This is a genomic window from Chryseobacterium pyrolae (assembly GCF_025153485.1).
In the GTDB taxonomy this organism is placed as follows: Bacteria; Bacteroidota; Bacteroidia; order Flavobacteriales; family Weeksellaceae; genus Chryseobacterium; species Chryseobacterium antibioticum.
The window spans coordinates 685,597-702,427 of sequence record NZ_JANZQH010000001.1; the positions used below are offsets into that span (position 1 = coordinate 685,597).

The 16,831-nt window shown below is 37.5% G+C and carries 16 protein-coding genes and 1 riboswitch; of the genes, 5 read left to right on the plus strand and 11 right to left on the minus strand.

Going from position 1 to position 16,831, the window contains the following annotated elements:
* Positions 1 to 9: 9 nt before the first annotated feature.
* Positions 10 to 1,071, plus strand: coding sequence for an efflux RND transporter periplasmic adaptor subunit (locus NZD88_RS03015; protein WP_259827325.1), 1,062 nt, complete (start codon positions 10 to 12; stop codon positions 1,069 to 1,071).
* 6 nt (positions 1,072 to 1,077) lie between these two features.
* Entirely contained in the window at positions 1,078 to 4,266 is a 3,189-nt protein-coding gene (locus NZD88_RS03020) for an efflux RND transporter permease subunit (protein ID WP_259827326.1), read from the plus strand.
* A 379-nt stretch (positions 4,267 to 4,645) separates the two neighbouring features.
* On the opposite strand, the gene NZD88_RS03025 is transcribed toward NZD88_RS03020, so the two are convergent.
* From NZD88_RS03025 to metE, 3 genes are all read right to left on the minus strand, one after another.
* On the minus strand, positions 4,646 to 5,092 hold the full coding sequence (locus NZD88_RS03025; RefSeq protein ID WP_259827327.1) for a KTSC domain-containing protein: 447 nt from the start codon (positions 5,090 to 5,092) through the stop codon (positions 4,646 to 4,648).
* A 204-nt stretch (positions 5,093 to 5,296) separates the two neighbouring features.
* Positions 5,297 to 6,379, minus strand: a complete 1,083-nt coding sequence (locus NZD88_RS03030; protein WP_341482999.1) for a serine hydrolase domain-containing protein — start codon at positions 6,377 to 6,379, stop codon at positions 5,297 to 5,299.
* Between the two features lie 322 nt (positions 6,380 to 6,701).
* Complete coding sequence (metE, locus tag NZD88_RS03035) at positions 6,702 to 9,023, minus strand: 5-methyltetrahydropteroyltriglutamate--homocysteine S-methyltransferase (RefSeq protein WP_259827328.1); 2,322 nt, start codon at positions 9,021 to 9,023, stop codon at positions 6,702 to 6,704.
* 374 nt (positions 9,024 to 9,397) lie between these two features.
* A riboswitch (cobalamin riboswitch) is annotated at positions 9,398 to 9,582 on the minus strand.
* A 154-nt stretch (positions 9,583 to 9,736) separates the two neighbouring features.
* Between metE and NZD88_RS03040 the strand changes: the two genes are divergently transcribed.
* Positions 9,737 to 10,198 (plus strand): Lrp/AsnC family transcriptional regulator, encoded by a 462-nt coding sequence (locus tag NZD88_RS03040; protein ID WP_259827330.1) that lies wholly within the window; start codon positions 9,737 to 9,739, stop codon positions 10,196 to 10,198.
* Positions 10,199 to 10,284: 86 nt separating this feature from the next.
* Here NZD88_RS03040 and NZD88_RS03045 read toward each other — a convergent pair whose 3' ends face one another.
* Both NZD88_RS03045 and NZD88_RS03050 read right to left on the minus strand, forming a co-directional pair.
* Positions 10,285 to 11,049 (minus strand): hypothetical protein, encoded by a 765-nt coding sequence (locus NZD88_RS03045; protein WP_259827332.1) that lies wholly within the window; start codon positions 11,047 to 11,049, stop codon positions 10,285 to 10,287.
* Between the two features lie 162 nt (positions 11,050 to 11,211).
* Entirely contained in the window at positions 11,212 to 11,592 is a 381-nt protein-coding gene (locus tag NZD88_RS03050) for a VOC family protein (RefSeq protein ID WP_259827334.1), read from the minus strand.
* 153 nt (positions 11,593 to 11,745) lie between these two features.
* On the opposite strand from NZD88_RS03050, the gene NZD88_RS03055 reads away from it, so the two are divergent.
* Positions 11,746 to 11,949 carry a hypothetical protein gene (locus tag NZD88_RS03055; RefSeq protein WP_259827335.1) on the plus strand — a complete coding sequence of 68 codons (204 nt, stop codon included), beginning with the start codon at positions 11,746 to 11,748 and terminating at the stop codon, positions 11,947 to 11,949.
* Here NZD88_RS03055 and NZD88_RS03060 read toward each other — a convergent pair.
* The 6 genes from NZD88_RS03060 to NZD88_RS03085 all read right to left on the minus strand — a co-directional run bounded on the left by NZD88_RS03060 (position 11,946) and on the right by NZD88_RS03085 (position 16,062).
* Positions 11,946 to 12,578: a DUF2306 domain-containing protein gene (locus tag NZD88_RS03060; RefSeq protein WP_259827337.1), complete on the minus strand. Its 633-nt coding sequence runs from the start codon at positions 12,576 to 12,578 to the stop codon at positions 11,946 to 11,948. The genes NZD88_RS03055 and NZD88_RS03060 overlap by 4 nt on opposite strands.
* Before the next feature lie 73 nt (positions 12,579 to 12,651).
* Positions 12,652 to 13,233: a GDP-mannose pyrophosphatase NudK gene (nudK, locus tag NZD88_RS03065; protein WP_259827339.1), complete on the minus strand. Its 582-nt coding sequence runs from the start codon at positions 13,231 to 13,233 to the stop codon at positions 12,652 to 12,654.
* A gap of 27 nt (positions 13,234 to 13,260) precedes the next feature.
* Positions 13,261 to 14,178, minus strand: a complete 918-nt coding sequence (locus tag NZD88_RS03070) for a TIGR01777 family oxidoreductase (RefSeq protein WP_259827341.1) — start codon at positions 14,176 to 14,178, stop codon at positions 13,261 to 13,263.
* 27 nt (positions 14,179 to 14,205) lie between these two features.
* Positions 14,206 to 14,550, minus strand: a complete 345-nt coding sequence (locus tag NZD88_RS03075; RefSeq protein ID WP_169234673.1) for a hypothetical protein — start codon at positions 14,548 to 14,550, stop codon at positions 14,206 to 14,208.
* Between the two features lie 4 nt (positions 14,551 to 14,554).
* Positions 14,555 to 15,157 carry an HPP family protein gene (locus tag NZD88_RS03080; RefSeq protein WP_259827343.1) on the minus strand — a complete coding sequence of 201 codons (603 nt, stop codon included), beginning with the start codon at positions 15,155 to 15,157 and terminating at the stop codon, positions 14,555 to 14,557.
* Positions 15,157 to 16,062: an arginase family protein gene (locus NZD88_RS03085; protein ID WP_259827345.1), complete on the minus strand. Its 906-nt coding sequence runs from the start codon at positions 16,060 to 16,062 to the stop codon at positions 15,157 to 15,159. Before NZD88_RS03085 ends, NZD88_RS03080 begins: the two co-directional genes overlap by 1 nt.
* A gap of 434 nt (positions 16,063 to 16,496) precedes the next feature.
* Here NZD88_RS03085 and NZD88_RS03090 point away from each other — a divergent pair, with 434 nt between their 5' ends.
* A complete protein-coding gene (locus NZD88_RS03090) occupies positions 16,497 to 16,829 on the plus strand; it encodes a single-stranded DNA-binding protein (RefSeq protein ID WP_259827347.1) in 333 nt (110 codons plus the stop codon).
* Positions 16,830 to 16,831 lie beyond the last annotated feature (2 nt).

Sequence of the window (16,831 nt, forward strand, 5' to 3'; positions counted from 1 at the left end):
TAAACTAAAATGAAAAAAACTTTAATATATATCATCGTAGCAGCGGTCTTAGTCGGTTTAGCGGCTTACAAGATTGCAGATAACAAAGAGAAACAGACAAAAGAAGTTAAAGAAGTTGCCAAACAGGTTGATAAAATCAACGTGAATGTGGTAACGGCTACAAGAGAAAATATTGATACTGATTACTCAGCCAACGGAACTTTCATTCCTAAGCAGGAAATGAATCAGTCTTCTGAAATCGCAGGACGTATTGTGAATGTTCTGGTAAAAGAAGGATCAAGAGTTTCTGCCGGACAGACTTTGGCAACCATTAAAAAAGATGCTATTGAGGTAGATGTAGCACAGGCTCAAAATAACCTGCAGAATGCTATTATCGACAATCAGCGTTACGAAAATGCCTTCAAAACAGGAGGGGTTACCAAACAACAGGTTGACAACTCAAGATTACAGCTGAAAAATGCACAGGCAGCGGTGAGAGCACAGGGAGTAAGAGTGAATGATGCTAGTATCCGTGCAGGAATCAGTGGTACGATCAATAAAAAAATGGTTGAACCGGGAACTGTAGTTTCAATAGGAACTTCAATGTTTGAAATCGTTAATATCAACAGCCTTAAATTGTCTGTATTGGTAGACGAAAGCCAGGTGGGAAGAATTGCATTGGGTCAGGAAGTTCCAATTAATGTTAATGTTTTACCGGAAGATTCTTTCAGCGGTAGAATTACATTTATTGCGCCTAAAAGTGACGCCTCTTTAAATTTCCCTGTGGAAATTGAAGTTCAGAACAGAGGAAACTTAAAAGCAGGTATGTACGCAACGGCTTTGTTTAAAACCAATCACGGTGCTGAAACTCAAAATATGCTGACTGTTCCTGCAGAAGCTTTTGTGAACGGAGTAAGTTCAGGGCAGTTATTTATCGTAAGCAACGGAACGGCTAAACTGATCAAAGTACAAACCGGAAAAGTATACGGTGATAAAGTTCAGATCTTAAGCGGACTGAATGGCGGCGAACAGGTAATTACCAGCGGACAGATCAACCTTGATAACGGTTCGAAAATCAATATCGTAAAGTAAGAGAAGATGAAGTTAGCAGAAATATCCATTAAAAGGCCGTCCCTGGTTATCGTATTGTTTACGATATTGACGTTGGGTGGTTTATTAAGTTACTCCATGATGGGGTACGAGTTGATTCCGAAGTTTGAAACCAATATGGTAACCATTTCTACGGTATATCCGGGAGCTTCGCCTGCTGAGGTGGAAACTTCGGTAACCCGAAAAATTGAAGATGCCGTGGGTTCACTGGAAAACGTAAAAAAAGTAGAATCTTCATCTTACGAAAGTTTATCGGTAATTATGGTTCAGTTGAATACCGGTGCCGATGTAAACTATGCTTTGAATGATGCACAGAGAAAGGTAAATGCTATTTTGGCAGATCTTCCCGACGATGCAGATCCTCCTTCTTTGCAAAAATTCTCCTTGGATGATCTTCCGATCATGACTTTGAGTATTTCCAGTGACAAGCTGAATAATAAAGATCTTTATGACCTTTTAGATAAAAAAATTGAGCCTATTTTTTCCCGTGTGAACGGGGTAGCTCAGGTTGACCTTGTAGGTGGGCAGGAGAGAGAGATTCAGGTAAGCTTAGATGAAAAGAAAATGCAGGGATATGGTCTTGCCATCGCAGACGTACAACAGGCCATTCTTTCCTCCAACTTAGATTTCCCAACGGGAGCTTTGAAGACGAGAACTTCAAGATCTACGATCAGACTTTCCGGAAAGTATAAGAGTGTAGATGAGATGAATAATCTTGTAGTTTCCAATAAAAATGGAGCTCAGGTTCGTTTGTCTGATATTGCAACTGTTTTCGATACACAGAAAGATGTGGAGAAAGTGGCAAGATACAATCAGAATTCAACGATTTTGCTTCAGGTTAAAAAACAATCTGATGCCAATGCGGTTTCAGTTTCAGAAGCAATTCAGAAAACGATTGCTAATGTTCAGGACAATTATAAAACTCAGGGGGTTAAAATCAATATTGTAGATGATACAACAGATTTTACGCTTGAAGCTGCAGACCACGTAATCTTCGATTTATTCTTAGCGATTATCCTGGTAGCAGTAGTAATGTTATTATTCCTTCACAACATCAGAAACGCATTTATCGTAATGGTTTCAATTCCGATGTCATTGATTGCAACGGTAATCGGGATGTATCTGATGGGGTATACCTTAAACCTAATGAGTTTACTGGGACTTTCACTAGTTGTTGGTATTCTTGTGGATGATGCAATTGTAGTTTTGGAGAATGTTTACCGTCACATGGAGATGGGGAAAAGCAGAATTCGTGCAGCCTACGATGGGGCTTCAGAAATTGGGTTTACGGTAACGGCTATTACCTTGGTAATCGTAGTGGTATTCTTACCGATCGCGATGAGTTCAGGGCTGGTTGCTGATATTCTGGCGCAGTTTTGTGTCACGGTAGTTATTGCGACGTTATTTTCATTGTTAGCCTCATTTACCATCATTCCTTGGTTGTCATCAAGATATGGTAAACTGGTACATTTGACAGGTAAAAATCCTTTTGAGAAATTTATCCTTTGGTTTGAAAAGCAATTGGAGAAATTCACTCATTGGATCACAGGAATTTTGGAATGGGCGTTGAAATCTACATTAAGAAGAGTTATGACGGTGATCGTTACGTTCATTATCCTGATTTCTTCATTCATGTTGGTGGCTTTCGGATTTATTGGAGGTGAATTCTTCCCTAAAATGGACAGAGGACAGTTCCTTGTTCAGATGGAATTACCAAAAGATGCTTCTGTAGAGAAAACCAATCAGATTACTTTAGCGGTTGAAAAATACCTTAGAAATGATAAAGATGTAGTGGATATGATCACGACAGTTGGTCAGCAATCATCAGGTTTTGGTGGGGCACAGGCTACATTGTATCAGTCAGAAATTCAGGTGATTTTAGTAGATAAATCTGAGCGTAATGAAAGTACAGATATCAAGTCTGCAAAAATAAAGAGAGCCTTGGAAGAAAAATTCACAGGAGTTGAATTTAAAACCGCACCGATCGGATTAATGGGAGCAGATAATGCACCAATTGAAATGGTGGTAACAGCCCAGGATAACGAAACAGCCAATAAAGAAGCAAACAGAATTCTTGAATTGCTTAAAAAAGTTCCTGGTTCTGTAGATGCAGAATTATCCACGGACTCCGGAAGTCCTGAAGTACAGGTGAATATCGACAGAGATAAAATGGCATCTTTAGGCTTAAATCTTTCCAGTGTAGGACAAACGATGCAGACTGCATTCAGTGGAAATACAGACGGGAAATTCAGAGCCGGAGAATATGAATATGATATTAACATCCGTTTTGGTGATGCCAACCGACAGTCTATTGATGATGTAAGAAACCTGATGTTTACAAACCCTAAGGGTGAGCAGATCAGACTGAGTCAGTTTGCAGATGTAAAAATGGGTTCAGGTCCGAGTTTGTTGGAACGTAGAGATAAAGCACCTTCTGTAAAGGTAAAATCTAAAGTGGTAGGTCGTCCAGTAGGAGATGTTGCCAACGAATGGGCCGCTCAGTTTATGGAAAACGAAAAGACCAAACCAGCGGGAGTAAGCTATATCTGGAGTGGTGATATGGAAAACCAGACTGAAGGTTTTGGTACCTTAGGAATTGCCTTGATGGCTGCTATCGTATTGGTTTACCTGGTAATGGTTTCACTGTATGACTCATTTGTATATCCGTTTGTGGTACTATTCTCCATTCCTCTGGCATTGATCGGGGTAATGGTTATTCTTGCCATCACCGGAAATTCATTAAACATCTTTACGATGCTGGGTATGATCATGTTGATTGGATTGGTAGCGAAGAACGCGATTATGATTGTCGACTTTGCGAATATGAGAAAAGAAGCCGGTGCCAATACGCATGATGCTTTGATTCAGGCCAACCACGCACGTCTTCGTCCGATCCTGATGACAACGATTGCGATGATCTTCGGTATGATCCCGATTGCGATTGCAAAAGGAGCAGGAGCAGAGATGAACAATGGATTGGCTTGGGTAATTATCGGTGGTTTAACATCATCATTATTCCTGACGTTGATCATTGTACCGGTAGTGTATTCATTATTTGATTCAATTCTGAGAAGAATGGGCAAAGGTGAGAAAGTAGACTACGATACTGAAATGAAAGCTGAATATCAGCATAAAGAACTAAGTGAAGACGGTTACACCCCGAAACACGTAGACTAATATAACAACCTTTAATTAACCTAAAAGCGCATCAGATTTCTGATGCGCTTTTTTGATCTTAAATGGCTCAGTTTTTTAACGCAAAGTTTCTATTCTGCACTTTTTATTTTGAGGAAGACAAAGAAAAGATAGCTACGCCGCTGATTAAGCTATCTGGTAACCATACATCTTAATCGAATCAATCTTTGATTGATTCCCTCTTTGCATCCTTATTATGAATTATAATAATTAATCCTTTGCGTCAAAAAAAGCATAAAAAGATTCAGCTTATAGGTTCAAACATTGTTTTTTAGAACTGAAAAAAGGCTTCCAGAATGAACTGGAAGCCTTTGCTTATTTATTTATTTATTTATTTATTTATTTATTGTTATACAGAAAATTAATCTGCCATAGCCTCACCGGCTTTTCTGTAGATAAAACTTCCGTAAATGTGCCTTCTTGCAAAACGGCTTGGAGAATCAGAATTCACCATTTTAATATACGTATTTCTTGGAACACCAATATATTCATACATATTTCCGTTCAGATGCTGAACCTTCAAAACTGCTTTCTCAAGATAAAAATCCTGAATATTAGATTTTGTGATCGTTTCCGTGTATTCTTCTTTATATTTTTCCTGCGTTTCCTCGTTGATGCTTACCAAAAAGTGGTAGGCTTCAATCACTGCCTTGCTTTTTTCTTCCGCTTCCAGCTTTCCGGCTTCGTCATTAGCAAATTTATCAGGATGCGAATCTTTCATCGTATTTCTGTAAATTGTCTTTAACTCTTTTAAAGTAACGTTTTTATCAACCCCAAGAAGCTTTCTGTGTTCACCAACTCTTTTCATACTATATAATCCTTATTTCGGGGTGCAAAATTAAGCTTTTAAATTTAAAAAATCATAACTTATTCAGTATTAATTTATTTGGTGGTTGAAAAATGTGATTTCTGTTGTTTAAATAAGATAAATGATTGAGGGCTAAAGATAATGGTGCTCTAAAATATTGTATAAAGTGAGCCTCAGGGAACGGCATTTGTTTTTTTAATATATTTACTTCATCTCAATCTCCACAACCTTCTTCCCATATTCCCCCAAATATTCCGTTAGCAATTTTTCAAAAGATTTATAACCATCATCCACATTAGTGAAAATCACAATCCCGTCTTTCGTCTTAGGGATGATAAAGAAAATGGTTTGTACTCCTTTGTCTGATCCGCCATGAGATAGAGTGATATTTCCATCTCCCAAATTGTAGATCTCGAAGCCCAGACCAAAAGCTTTTCCCTTTTTAGTGATCACCTGTCCGGTTTTCATATCCTCAACAACTTTTTTGGAGAGTCCATTACCATCCATCACACTGATTAAAAACCGACTGTAATCTGATATGGTAGTCATGAGGTCGTCTGCCGCGTTAGAGGTAGTTGATTTTACCGTTGGGTACATTTCCCCATCCTTATCATAGCCTTCTGAAAATAGTAGGGCATCCTTTTTCTCGTTCCAAATATAGGAAGTATCCTTCATCTTTAAAGGTTGAAAAATAAGTTCTTCCGCAAGCTGGTTCAGGGTTTTATTGAATTTTTTTTCCAAAGCTCTTCTCAAATATTCAAAACCTTCCCCTGAATACTGATATTTTGTTCCCGGATCAAACTGAAAATTCAGTTTTCCGTCGGCATTCATCCAACGCCAGTTAGGAAATCCTGTCTGGTGGCTTAAGATGATTCGGGTTGTCAGTTTCTTATTTCTGGGATCCTGGGCAATATCAGGATCTGTCCAGTACTTGTCAAGAGGCTCATCAAGATTCCATTTTCCTGCGCTGATCAATTTTAAGGCCACGATGGCTGTAACTGGTTTAGTAAGGGAAGCCACATTGAATAATGTATTGTCAGGCGCTGCATTTCCATTCCTCAGTGCTCCATAGACTTTTATCTTTTCAATTTTTCCGTTTCTAATAATGCCAAGTCCAACATTTGGAACTTTATTTTCCTTCATCCACTGTTCAAAATCTTTGTCATTATCCGTTTTAACTCTCTGATCCGATTGTTGATTCGGTTTCAGGTCAGGATTTCTTTCAGTCTGTGCAAATAAATTTGATGTGATGATGCACAGACTTACAGTGATAATGGTTTTTTTCATTAGGGATAATGGTTTTATGATGGATGTGATATCAAAACTACGGTAATTTTTATTGAGAAGGAATTTTATAGTAAAATAAATTTTGGCTAAAGCCGAATGAATATTTTCGTTTTTGAAAATGGGCTTTAGCCCATTTCTATTGAATACAGAGTTTGTGATAACAACAGTTTTTATATACGACCCTAGTACTTCCTCTATTAAAAATTCAATAGGAGCGGGCTTTAGCCCGCTTATCATAAAGGCAGAATGAAAAAGGCTTTAGCCAAAACATAAAAAAAGCAGAAGTAAAAACTCCTGCCTGAAAATTATAATGATTATATCTTTAGCTTTCCTGTAGTACATAAGCTGCGGCTGCTTCCCGTGAGGCTTCCACCATCGCAATCAACGCCTTTTCCGTTTCATCCCAATGCCTTGTTTTCAAACCGCAATCAGGATTTACCCAAAGTTGCTGTGCAGGAATTACGGCCTGTGCTTTTTGCAGCAGATGAATCATCTCTTCTTTGGACGGAACTCTTGGAGAATGAATATCGTAGACTCCCGGACCGATCTCATTCGGATATTTGAAATCTGCAAAAGCCTGAAGTAATTCCATCTGGCTTCTGGAGCATTCGATGGTGATCACATCAGCATCCATATCAGCTATATTCTGGATGATATCGTTGAATTCAGAATAGCACATATGCGTATGAATCTGTGTTGTATCCTCCACACCCGAAGCTGAAATCCTGAAGGCTTCTACGGCCCATTTCAGGTACTGCTGCCATTCGAATCTTCTGAGCGGGAGCCCTTCTCTGATGGCCGGTTCATCAATCTGAATAATTCTGATCCCCGCTTTTTCCAAATCGTTTACCTCATCGCGGATTGCCAGTGCGATTTGTTTACAGGTTAAAGATCGGGGTTGGTCATCACGGACGAAAGACCATTGTAAAATGGTCACCGGACCTGTAAGCATTCCTTTTACCCATTTTTGAGTGAGAGATTGTGCATACTGAGACCAGTAAACCGTCATCGGGTGCGGTCTGTGAACGTCACCATAGATCACGGGAGGTTTTACGCAACGACTTCCGTAGCTTTGTACCCAGCCGTTTTGAGTGAAGGCAAATCCGTCAAGTTGTTCACCGAAATATTCCACCATATCGTTTCGCTCAAATTCTCCATGTACCAATACATCGATGCCGATCTCTTCTTGCCAGCGAATGGTTCTTTCTGTTTCTTTTTTAAGCAGATCATCGTATTGACCGGTAGTCAGTTCGCCTTTTTTGAATTTTGCTCTCCAGGTTCTTACTTCTTTAGTCTGAGGAAATGATCCGATGGTTGTTGTTGGAAACAGGGGAAGTTGAAGAACTTTCTGTTGATCTTCTTTTCGGATACTGAACGGGCTGTTTCTCTTGGCATCATCTTCAGTGGTTACATCTACACGGTCTTTCACATTCTGATTGTGGATTAACGCTGACGTTTTACGGGTATCGGTGGCTTTTTTGTTTTCGGCATATTGCTGTAAGGTCGGATAGTCTGCATTGCCTGAAGCCAGTTTTTTCAAGGTAACAATTTCATAGACTTTTTGTTTGGCAAAAGCCAGCCACTGTTTAATTTCAGGAGATAATGTCTTTTCATTCGTCTCCAGATCAAGATCGAAAGGTGAATGGAGGAGTGAGCAGGATGGAGCAATGAAAACTCGTTCAGAGCCGATCGAATGTATTGCTTTTTCTATGAAGCTTAATGAACTTTCAAAGTCATTTTTCCAGATGTTTCTTCCGTCTACAATACCTAAGGACAAGCTCAGCGTTTGAGGGATGGTATTCAAAATCTCATCCAGCTGTTCAGGAGAACGAACCAGATCAATGTGTAAAATATCAACCGGAAGAGAAGTTGCCAGTGTAAGATTATCTTTTAATCCATCAAAATAAGTAGCCACAATAAACTTTAAATGGGGAAACTGTTTCCTGATTTCAGTGTAAATTACTTGATAGGTTTCTTTTGCTTTTTCATTTAAATCTAATGCTAAGAACGGCTCATCAAACTGAATATATTCCGCACCGTGATTTTCCAGGTCTTTTAGAATCTGAATATAAACAGGAAGCAGGTTTTGAGCTAAATCCAGTTTATCGAAACCCTCTTCTTTTTCTTTTCCCAGCAATAAATAAGTCAGCAAACCGATAATGACAGGTTTTGCATTGATTCCGGCTTGTTTTGCACTAATAAATTCCTGGATGATTTTATTGGAGAATAATTTGAATTCCTGCTTTTTCTGAAATTCTGGAACGATGTAATGATAATTGGTATCAAACCATTTCGTCATTTCCATGGCAGTGATATCCAAACCATCTTTTTGAAAACCTCTTGCCATGGCAAAATACAGATCAAGCTCTGAAGAAGATTCTTTGGAGGCGATTTCCTGATAACGTTCCGGAATAGCTCCAACCGTCAATGTCATATCCAAAACCTGGTCATAATACGAAAAATCGTTGCATGGAATAAGATCTATTCCTGCTTCCTTTTGCAGTTTCCAGTTTTGATGGGTAGTTGTTTTTCCGATCTCCAAGAGTTCGTTTAAAGATGTCTTGCCTGACCAATATTGCTCGCAGGCTTTTTTGAGTTCTCTGTTGCTACCAATACGCGGATAGCCAAGTAGATGGGTTTGCATTTTCTTTTCAACTTTTAAATTAAATAATAATTGTAAAGTTCTTTTAGAATGCTTCGCAACGCTGCCGAATAAAGTGATTTTGAGAAATAGAGTAGATACAGTCAGAACATAATTTGAGAATTGGTTTAAAGTTTTTAACGCAAAGTTTTAATTTAAATTCCTTTATATGTTAAGAAAGCAAAGAGGAATCAATACATGATTTTCTGAAGCTAACGTTTTATCCATAAGCTTCATCAGCGATTTATCGCATTTCTTTGCAGCCTAAAATAAGGCATTAGTATAAAAAATCTTTGCGTTTAAAATCAAAACTATTCAAAATTAAACGCTCAAAAAGTATCATCTGTATGACCTAAAAAGCTTCAAACCGCGAAAGCATTGTCCATTCAGAATAGGCAGGTCTCCTGACTTGTAACAGTTTTTATCATCCTTCCCGCTTGCGCAGTGGATATTCATGGACAAAAACCCTTGTTGTGTTACTTACAGTTGCGCGACAGCTCGTGATTTTCACACGATTCCCTATTAATCTACGTTATGTAAAACCTTTTCTGTTTGATGAAGGATGTTAAAGAACAAAATCTGGGATAAAGGTATTGATTAAAGTGAATTGATTGGTTGTTGTACTTTAATTAAGTATATAATTCTGTTTAAATGATATTTTAAAGTCAAATATTCTGTACATTTGAAAAAAATAACCCCAAAAAGAATATTATTCTGTGGAAAGACTTGATGAAAAGGATCTTCAGTTGCTTAGAATCCTGCAAAAAAACGCAAAACTAACTGTAAAGGAACTTGCTAAAGAAATTAATCTTTCGCCATCACCCGTTTTCGAACGGATGAAAAGGCTGGAGCAGGAGGGATACATCAAACATTATGCAGCCATTTTGGAAGCTGAGAAACTAAATCGGGGTTTTACGGTTTTTTGCCAGATCAAGCTTAAGATCCATGACCGTTCCGTAGGAAATCAATTTGTTGAAGATATCTTACAGATCGACGAAGTGGCTGAATGTTATAATATTTCCGGAGATTTTGATTTTCTGCTTAAAGTTCAGGTAAGGGATATGAAACATTATCAGGATTTTGTCTTCAATAAGCTTGGTTCAGTAGATTCCATAGGAAGTGCGCACAGTACTTTTGTGATGGCTGAAGTAAAAAACATTCATGGAGTGAATATCTAAAAAATAAAAACAGTACCCAAACCGGATACTGCCATTATAATTTTTAAATCATTCAATCATTCAATTTTTCAATCTTTAAATCAAAATCATGGCTCATCACAATCCTGCTTCAGTTTTGTAAAGACCTTATCGAATTTTTCGTAGAGCGTTCCTTCATCATTCGGATCTGGCCTGAAACTGCCGTTGGCACAGTTATAGAAGCCGAAACCTATCAATTGAATCAGTGCATAATCATCTTTTTTTGGATCGTTGAATTGGGCTTTGAATTTATCTATTACTAATTGCGGATCAGAGTTATCCTTGCTTTTAGCTTCGACGAATTTTTTCCAAACGGTGTACATTTTCTGTTTGTCAGGAGAAGAAACAGCATCAATATATTCTTTGCATGTAGTATAAAACTTGCTGTTTTTTAAGGATGCAGGATCAGAATAAGCAATAAGATCTTCTTTTTTCAGCTGATATTCGTTTTCAAAAGTCTGAATCGTTTCCTGGTGAAGTTTTTTCCACTCAGGAAGATTGATGACCTGTATACCGTACAGTTCTTTTTTCTTTTCCTGATATTGCTTTTCGAGTTGCTGGAGATAGATGTTTTTATTTTTCCGGACATCTTCAAGATCAGAAAGTTTAAAGACAGTATGATTGTCAAACAGACCGCTGTTGAATTGATACAAAAGCTTATTAACGCCGTCTATTTCCTCTTTCTTATATTTTCCCGGATCAAAATACCCTTTATTGTCACAGTTGAAGGTTTGATAAGTGTACAATACCAGATTACTGGTTTTGGTGGCTTTCTTCTGTCCCATGACTGTTACAGAAAGAGCCAGTGAAAGAGTAAGTATTAATTTTCTCATATATTTTGGTGTACGATATTTTTTGAAAGGTGCTTTTTGAATTTAATTGTAAAATTAATATTTTAGATTTAAAACAGGAAGAAATGGAGTTCATCTAACGAATAAGTTTTAAGTCATTAAGATTTTTGAGTTGTAAAGTGGAGTTAAGGTAAAAATCAGTTATTAGCCGTAATTACTCACTTCAATAAGGTTCATATCAGGATCGCGGAAATAGACAGATCTGATTTTTCCCAGAGCACCGGTTCTTTCAACAATACCTTCTATAATTTGAATGTTTTTTTGTTTCAGTTCTTCCAGCACCTCGTGAATATCCGTTTTTGCAATAAAACAGAGGTCTGCAGAACCACAGGTCTGTCTTTCTGCCTTTGGTTCAAACTCATGACCTTTTTGGTGAAGATTGATCTTTTGATTACCGAATGTCAAAGCTTTTCTATTTTCACCGAAAGAGATAGCCTTAAAACCTAGAATAGTAGTGTAAAATTCTACGGTTTTATCAATATCTGCTACGGTAAGCACGATGTGGTCTAGGTTTTCTATTTCCATTTTCTTTGTTTTAACGAATTCCACGAATCATTTTGTGAAAACTTGTGTTTGAAATTTGTGCTATTTGTGTTTTTATTTTAATTACACTTATTTATAGATCTGTTTATTGTTTATTAATTTTAAAATAATAGTTTTGATATAAATTTAATAACTATGGACTGGGAGCTACTTTTTTTCGTCTTTATTTTACTGATCTTCGCAGGGATATCTTACCTTGTTACACGTTTTTTTAACCGATGGACTGCAAAATCTCAATATAAAACTGCATGGAATGTGTTGATCTTCGTTGGATCATTGGCATTAATCCTTTTCACCTCATTTGTTATTTTTATGATGAATGTCAATTTGGGACGTTAATATCTTTGGCTTCTAATCATAAAAAATGCTACAGAAAGATTGATTGCCATGGAAAGCCAGACATTCAGTCCGTAAAATAGTTCATAATCATACAGGTTTTCCTTATAGAACAGATTTTTTATAATTCTGAAAGTAATAGCCGTAATAGTCACGGCATAGCTTAAGATCATATATTTTTTATGTCCGGCAATATGCCCTTTCTTTATTAAAAGGACAGCATTAAGCGTGAAATAGGCCCAAAGAATATCCTGTAAAATAAATCCTGTAATTCCTATTATTCCACCATTTGAAAATAGACCCAGAACAAAGCAGGCCGGAACATTGATGATTAGAATATTGTAAACATACATCTTTCCTACCCATTGATGCAGCTTCCTGTTTTCCATTAAAAACCGATTCGAGAATTGCGTAAGTCCGGCCAGAAGACAAAGCGTAATCGAAAAAATGTGAATGTAAAAAAAGACCATCCAATATGGATTGCCAACTACTTTCTGCTTAAACATCAGGAAACCCACATTTTTATCAAAACCTGTATATTGGGAGATTACTTTCAGCATCAGCATGCTGAAAATCAAAACGGCAGGGATAGCAAGTACCCTGATGATCTTTATCCCAAGAGATCTGTTCATCTGTTTTAGCGGCTAATATTTTTACATATTATTTCAATAAAGCCAGTGCAGGCAATAATTTCTCATCGTATTTTTATAGAATGCTTTTAATCCGTAAATGCTGCAACAGCATTATTGTTTTGGCATCCATGATCTCACCTGTATCTATCATAGAAAGTGCCTGATCAAAAGGAAGTTCCAAAACTTCAATGTTTTCACCTTCCTCTTCAAGTCCGCCACCATCTGTGATCTTCATTTCAGCAGAATATTCGGCCATGAAAAAATGAAGGATCTCCGTTACAGAGCCTGGCGACATATAGGCTTCAAATACTTTTTCCACTTTTGAAATTTTGTATCCGGTTTCTTCTTCAGTCTCTCTTTTGATGCACTCCTCAGGATTATCATTATCGAGTAAGCCGGCACAGGCTTCGATGAGCATTCCCGTTGTATTTCCATTGATGAAAGTGGGCAGCCTGAACTGTCTGGTTAAGATCAAAGTCCCTGCCACTTTGTTATAAAGCAGGATAACCGCACCGTTTCCTCTGTCATAGGCTTCTCTGCTCTGGGTTTCTGTGGTTCCGTCTTTCTTTGCAATGCTGTATGTGACTTTGTTTAGTGTATACCAGTTGTCAGAAAGAATTTCTGTTTTAAGAATATTGATGTTAGGAGTATGCATAGTTGTTAAGATCTTTTGAATAATTTTTTATTTTGGTTGATTGTGAATTAATAAATTTTCCAATGCTTTCTTCAGGTCAGGAAATTGAAACTGGAATCCGGTATTCAGGATTTTCTGTGAAGAAGCCCGGGAACCTTCCAGCAAAGCATCAGCCAGTTCTCCAAACATCAGTTTTAGAACAAACGATGGTACATTTGGCATAAATAAAGGTTTCTTCAGAACTTCAGCGATCTTTTTGGCCAAATTTTCATTCGTGGTATGTTGAGGAGATACTGCATTGTAAGCCCCGTCTATATTGGTGTTTTTCAAAGCAGCCTCATAAATAGAGCAGATATCATCAATGTGAATCCATGGCATATACTGCTTTCCGCTTCCTAAGGCAGATCCTATCCCGTATTGTATGGTTGGGAGCATTTTCTTTAATGCGCCATCTTCCTTGGAAAGGACCACGGCTGTCCTTATTTTGACCACTCTTTCGGCAAGATTCTGTTCTTTAAAATCATCTGCCGCTCTTTCCCATAAAACCACCACTTCGCTCAGAAAATCATTTCCTGGTGGATCTTCTTCCGTATAGGTTGTATTGGTCGTTACCGTTCCATAATAATTGATCCCTGATGCGGAAATGAAGGATTTAAGCTTAATATTTTTCTTTCTTAAAGTTTTCAATAGAAGTCCCGCTGAATCTACACGGCTGGAAATTAATTCTTTTTTTCTCTCATCGGTCCAGCGCTTTTCAGAAATATTGGCTCCGGCCAGGTGGATGATGTGGGAAACATTGTCGAGAGCAGACTCATCGATTGTTCCATTTTTGATGTCCCATTCAAAATCATGGTCATGTTTTTTCTTTCGGGTCAGGAATCTTACAGTATATTCTTTCTCTATTTTTTTAGACAACTCACGGGCGATCATACCGCCGGCACCAGTTATCAGAACGATTTCTTTCATAATATTCTATTTTTGAATGGTGTGGAATTAAGCCTGATTTCTTACAATCAGAACAAAATCTTCTTCTAAAAATTTATAACCGTAATCATAAATAAACCTGTATTCAGAGCCGTTTTTATAAACTTTCAGATTGGTGAAGTAATCAAAATCAAAACCTAAGCCATCCATTCTGGATCTTGCAATTTTTGCTTTGCCGTCCGTATTCAGTTCCATAAGGATGCGGTAGTTTTTGCGAAGTTTGTTGTTCACATTCCGCATCAGATTGGTGGAATCTTTATTCTGCTTATTATTGTAGGCATTCCGGCAGGCGTCATTGCAGAATTTTTTATCAGACCTTCCGATAATTTTTTCGCCACATTCAAGACATTCCATGTTTTTATTTTTTCATTTTGTGTGTATGCTCATGTTTTTTTCTTAGTAACCTTTTGAACCTGGTGTGGGAAGGGTAGCTTCTGTTCGCGGTCATATTGTTGAATAATAAAGCTGTGAGAAGAAGAATGATACAGCCTGACAGAACAGGAGAAAGAACATACCAATATCCAAGTTCAGGAATCTTTCCTACAGAACTCACCGCGATCAGCGCGGTGGCTCCTCCTGGCGGATGAAGCGTTTTGGTATATTGCATTAGGACAATAGAAAAGGCAACGGCCAGCGGTGCAGAAAGCCAGATAATATCAGGGACGATCTTATAAACGGTAACTCCTACAATGGCTGAAATAACGTGTCCCCCGACCAGATTTCTGGGCTGAGCCAATGGACTCTGGATGGCTCCATAGATCAAAACACTGGATGCTCCGAAAGACCCGATCAGGAAAATATTTTCAGTGGCTGATACGGAGTGGGACTGGATAAAGGCGATGAGGCCAATTCCTACGAACGCTCCCAGAAATGACCAGAAATGTTCCTTGTAGTCAACGAGCGTTTCTTTATATATGACGTATTTCGAAACTCTGAATGTTCTTTTTATAGTCTTCTTCATTAATCTTCTTTATTTTTTATTATTTGGATTAAATTTTTTACAAACGGTTGGGTATATATCCCATCTTTATCATAATCGGGATCCAAAATCGTGATTTCTATTCCAAAGCATAGGGGAGAATGAACCAACGGTTTCAGGATCTCCCTTAGATTATCATAATCGATTCCGTTTTCCATTCTGCTGTCTACGGCAGGCATTAGTTCATCATTCAGAACATCTACATCAAGATGAATGAAAAATCCAGTCAGTGCTTTGCTGTTGACCATTTTTAGAAAATCCTCTGCCGTTTTTCCGAAACCATTTTTTCTGAGCTCGTACAGGTCAAAATAATGGATATCAGAATTGATGATCTGTTGTACATATTCATCATCATCGGTCTCCGCATTTCCGGCACAGTAGATGTTTTCTTCCAAAAAATAAGGCTTAAGCCCTTGAATATTGGTTAATTTTTCATGTCCTGTTCCCGTAATAATGGCAAGATCCATTCCTGCGGCGGCAGATGTTTCAGAAAGATGGGCCGGAATAAAGTCAGTATGCCCATCCAGATAAAATAATCCAAAATTTCCAAGCTTCTTTAATGCCAGAGCAGTTCCTATCAGTATACTACAGTCCCCACCAAGCATAATGGTGAACGTGTTTTTCTGATGGTTCTTGGAGATGAAATCTGCTTGTTTTTGAGCATAGTCAATAATACCTTCTGCATTTAAAACGCCTGATTCCTGATCAGGTTCCATCAAATAGTCTGGTGCTTCCAGTCTGAAAATATGGTTAGGATTGATTTCTTTATGAAAATCAAATTTTCTAAACCAGTCCGGAAGTTTTTTGACACCAGGCTCAGTTTCGTGATCTTTTTTCCTAAGCCCGAGATTGAGAGGGAATTCAAAAATATCGATATTCCTTTTCATAGATGATGTTTCCTCAAAGGTACGGAATTATCCGTTTGAAAACGGGTAAAACTATATATAGCAATGTTTTTTTAATCCTCTTTAATTAATACTATTCTTAGGATAAGTAAGAAAAATAATGGAAATGTTTTAAAATTTTAATTAAAAGAAATTGATTGTTATTTTTTATTACTTGATTTAAAAAAGAACAGCTCATTTTTTAAACTTAAAAATAGAATAGGGCATATCAAAATGTATCGAAGTCCATATCTATATTTAATAACAAATGATTTAATAAAGATTTAAAAAAAATATAAGACAACAAACGACTACAAGCGAATTTAAATAGTTTATAACCGATTAAGGTGCTGCACCATGACAATCTTTGCAACAGAGATTTGAGAAACACAGTGAACGTCTCTGATCTGAATTATTAATCTTAAAAATTTATAGCTATGTCACTAAGAAACAAAGTAACATTAATTGGTTACACAGGAAAAGAAGTTGAAACCGTAAACTTCGAAAGCGGAAACGTAAAAGCAAGCGTGTCTTTGGCAACCAGCGATCATTACACCAATGCAAAAGGCGAAAAAGTAGAAGAAACACAATGGCACAATCTGATCGCCTTTGGAAAAGCAGCGGAGATCCTTCAGAAATACGTACCCAAAGGAAAAGAAATTGCTATTGAAGGAAAGCTTACGTACAGATCGTACGATGATAAAGATGGCGTGAAGCGATATATAACAGAGATCAGAGTAGATGAAATTCTTCTTTTGGGAGGTAAATAATT

Coding starts and splice junctions, on each gene's coding strand:
- NZD88_RS03070 (WP_259827341.1), bottom strand. CDS start 14,178: ATGAAAGAAATCGTTCTGATAACTGGTGCCGGCGGTATGATCGCCCGT.
- NZD88_RS03060 (WP_259827337.1), bottom strand. CDS start 12,578: ATGAACAGATCTCTTGGGATAAAGATCATCAGGGTACTTGCTATCCCT.
- NZD88_RS03085 (WP_259827345.1), bottom strand. CDS start 16,062: ATGAAAAGGAATATCGATATTTTTGAATTCCCTCTCAATCTCGGGCTT.
- NZD88_RS03055 (WP_259827335.1), top strand. CDS start 11,746: ATGGACTGGGAGCTACTTTTTTTCGTCTTTATTTTACTGATCTTCGCA.
- NZD88_RS03080 (WP_259827343.1), bottom strand. CDS start 15,157: ATGAAGAAGACTATAAAAAGAACATTCAGAGTTTCGAAATACGTCATA.
- NZD88_RS03090 (WP_259827347.1), top strand. CDS start 16,497: ATGTCACTAAGAAACAAAGTAACATTAATTGGTTACACAGGAAAAGAA.
- NZD88_RS03030 (WP_341482999.1), bottom strand. CDS start 6,379: ATGAAAAAAACCATTATCACTGTAAGTCTGTGCATCATCACATCAAAT.
- NZD88_RS03020 (WP_259827326.1), top strand. CDS start 1,078: ATGAAGTTAGCAGAAATATCCATTAAAAGGCCGTCCCTGGTTATCGTA.
- NZD88_RS03045 (WP_259827332.1), bottom strand. CDS start 11,049: ATGAGAAAATTAATACTTACTCTTTCACTGGCTCTTTCTGTAACAGTC.
- NZD88_RS03075 (WP_169234673.1), bottom strand. CDS start 14,550: ATGGAATGTCTTGAATGTGGCGAAAAAATTATCGGAAGGTCTGATAAA.
- NZD88_RS03015 (WP_259827325.1), top strand. CDS start 10: ATGAAAAAAACTTTAATATATATCATCGTAGCAGCGGTCTTAGTCGGT.
- nudK (WP_259827339.1), bottom strand. CDS start 13,233: ATGCATACTCCTAACATCAATATTCTTAAAACAGAAATTCTTTCTGAC.
- metE (WP_259827328.1), bottom strand. CDS start 9,023: ATGCAAACCCATCTACTTGGCTATCCGCGTATTGGTAGCAACAGAGAA.
- NZD88_RS03025 (WP_259827327.1), bottom strand. CDS start 5,092: ATGAAAAGAGTTGGTGAACACAGAAAGCTTCTTGGGGTTGATAAAAAC.
- NZD88_RS03050 (WP_259827334.1), bottom strand. CDS start 11,592: ATGGAAATAGAAAACCTAGACCACATCGTGCTTACCGTAGCAGATATT.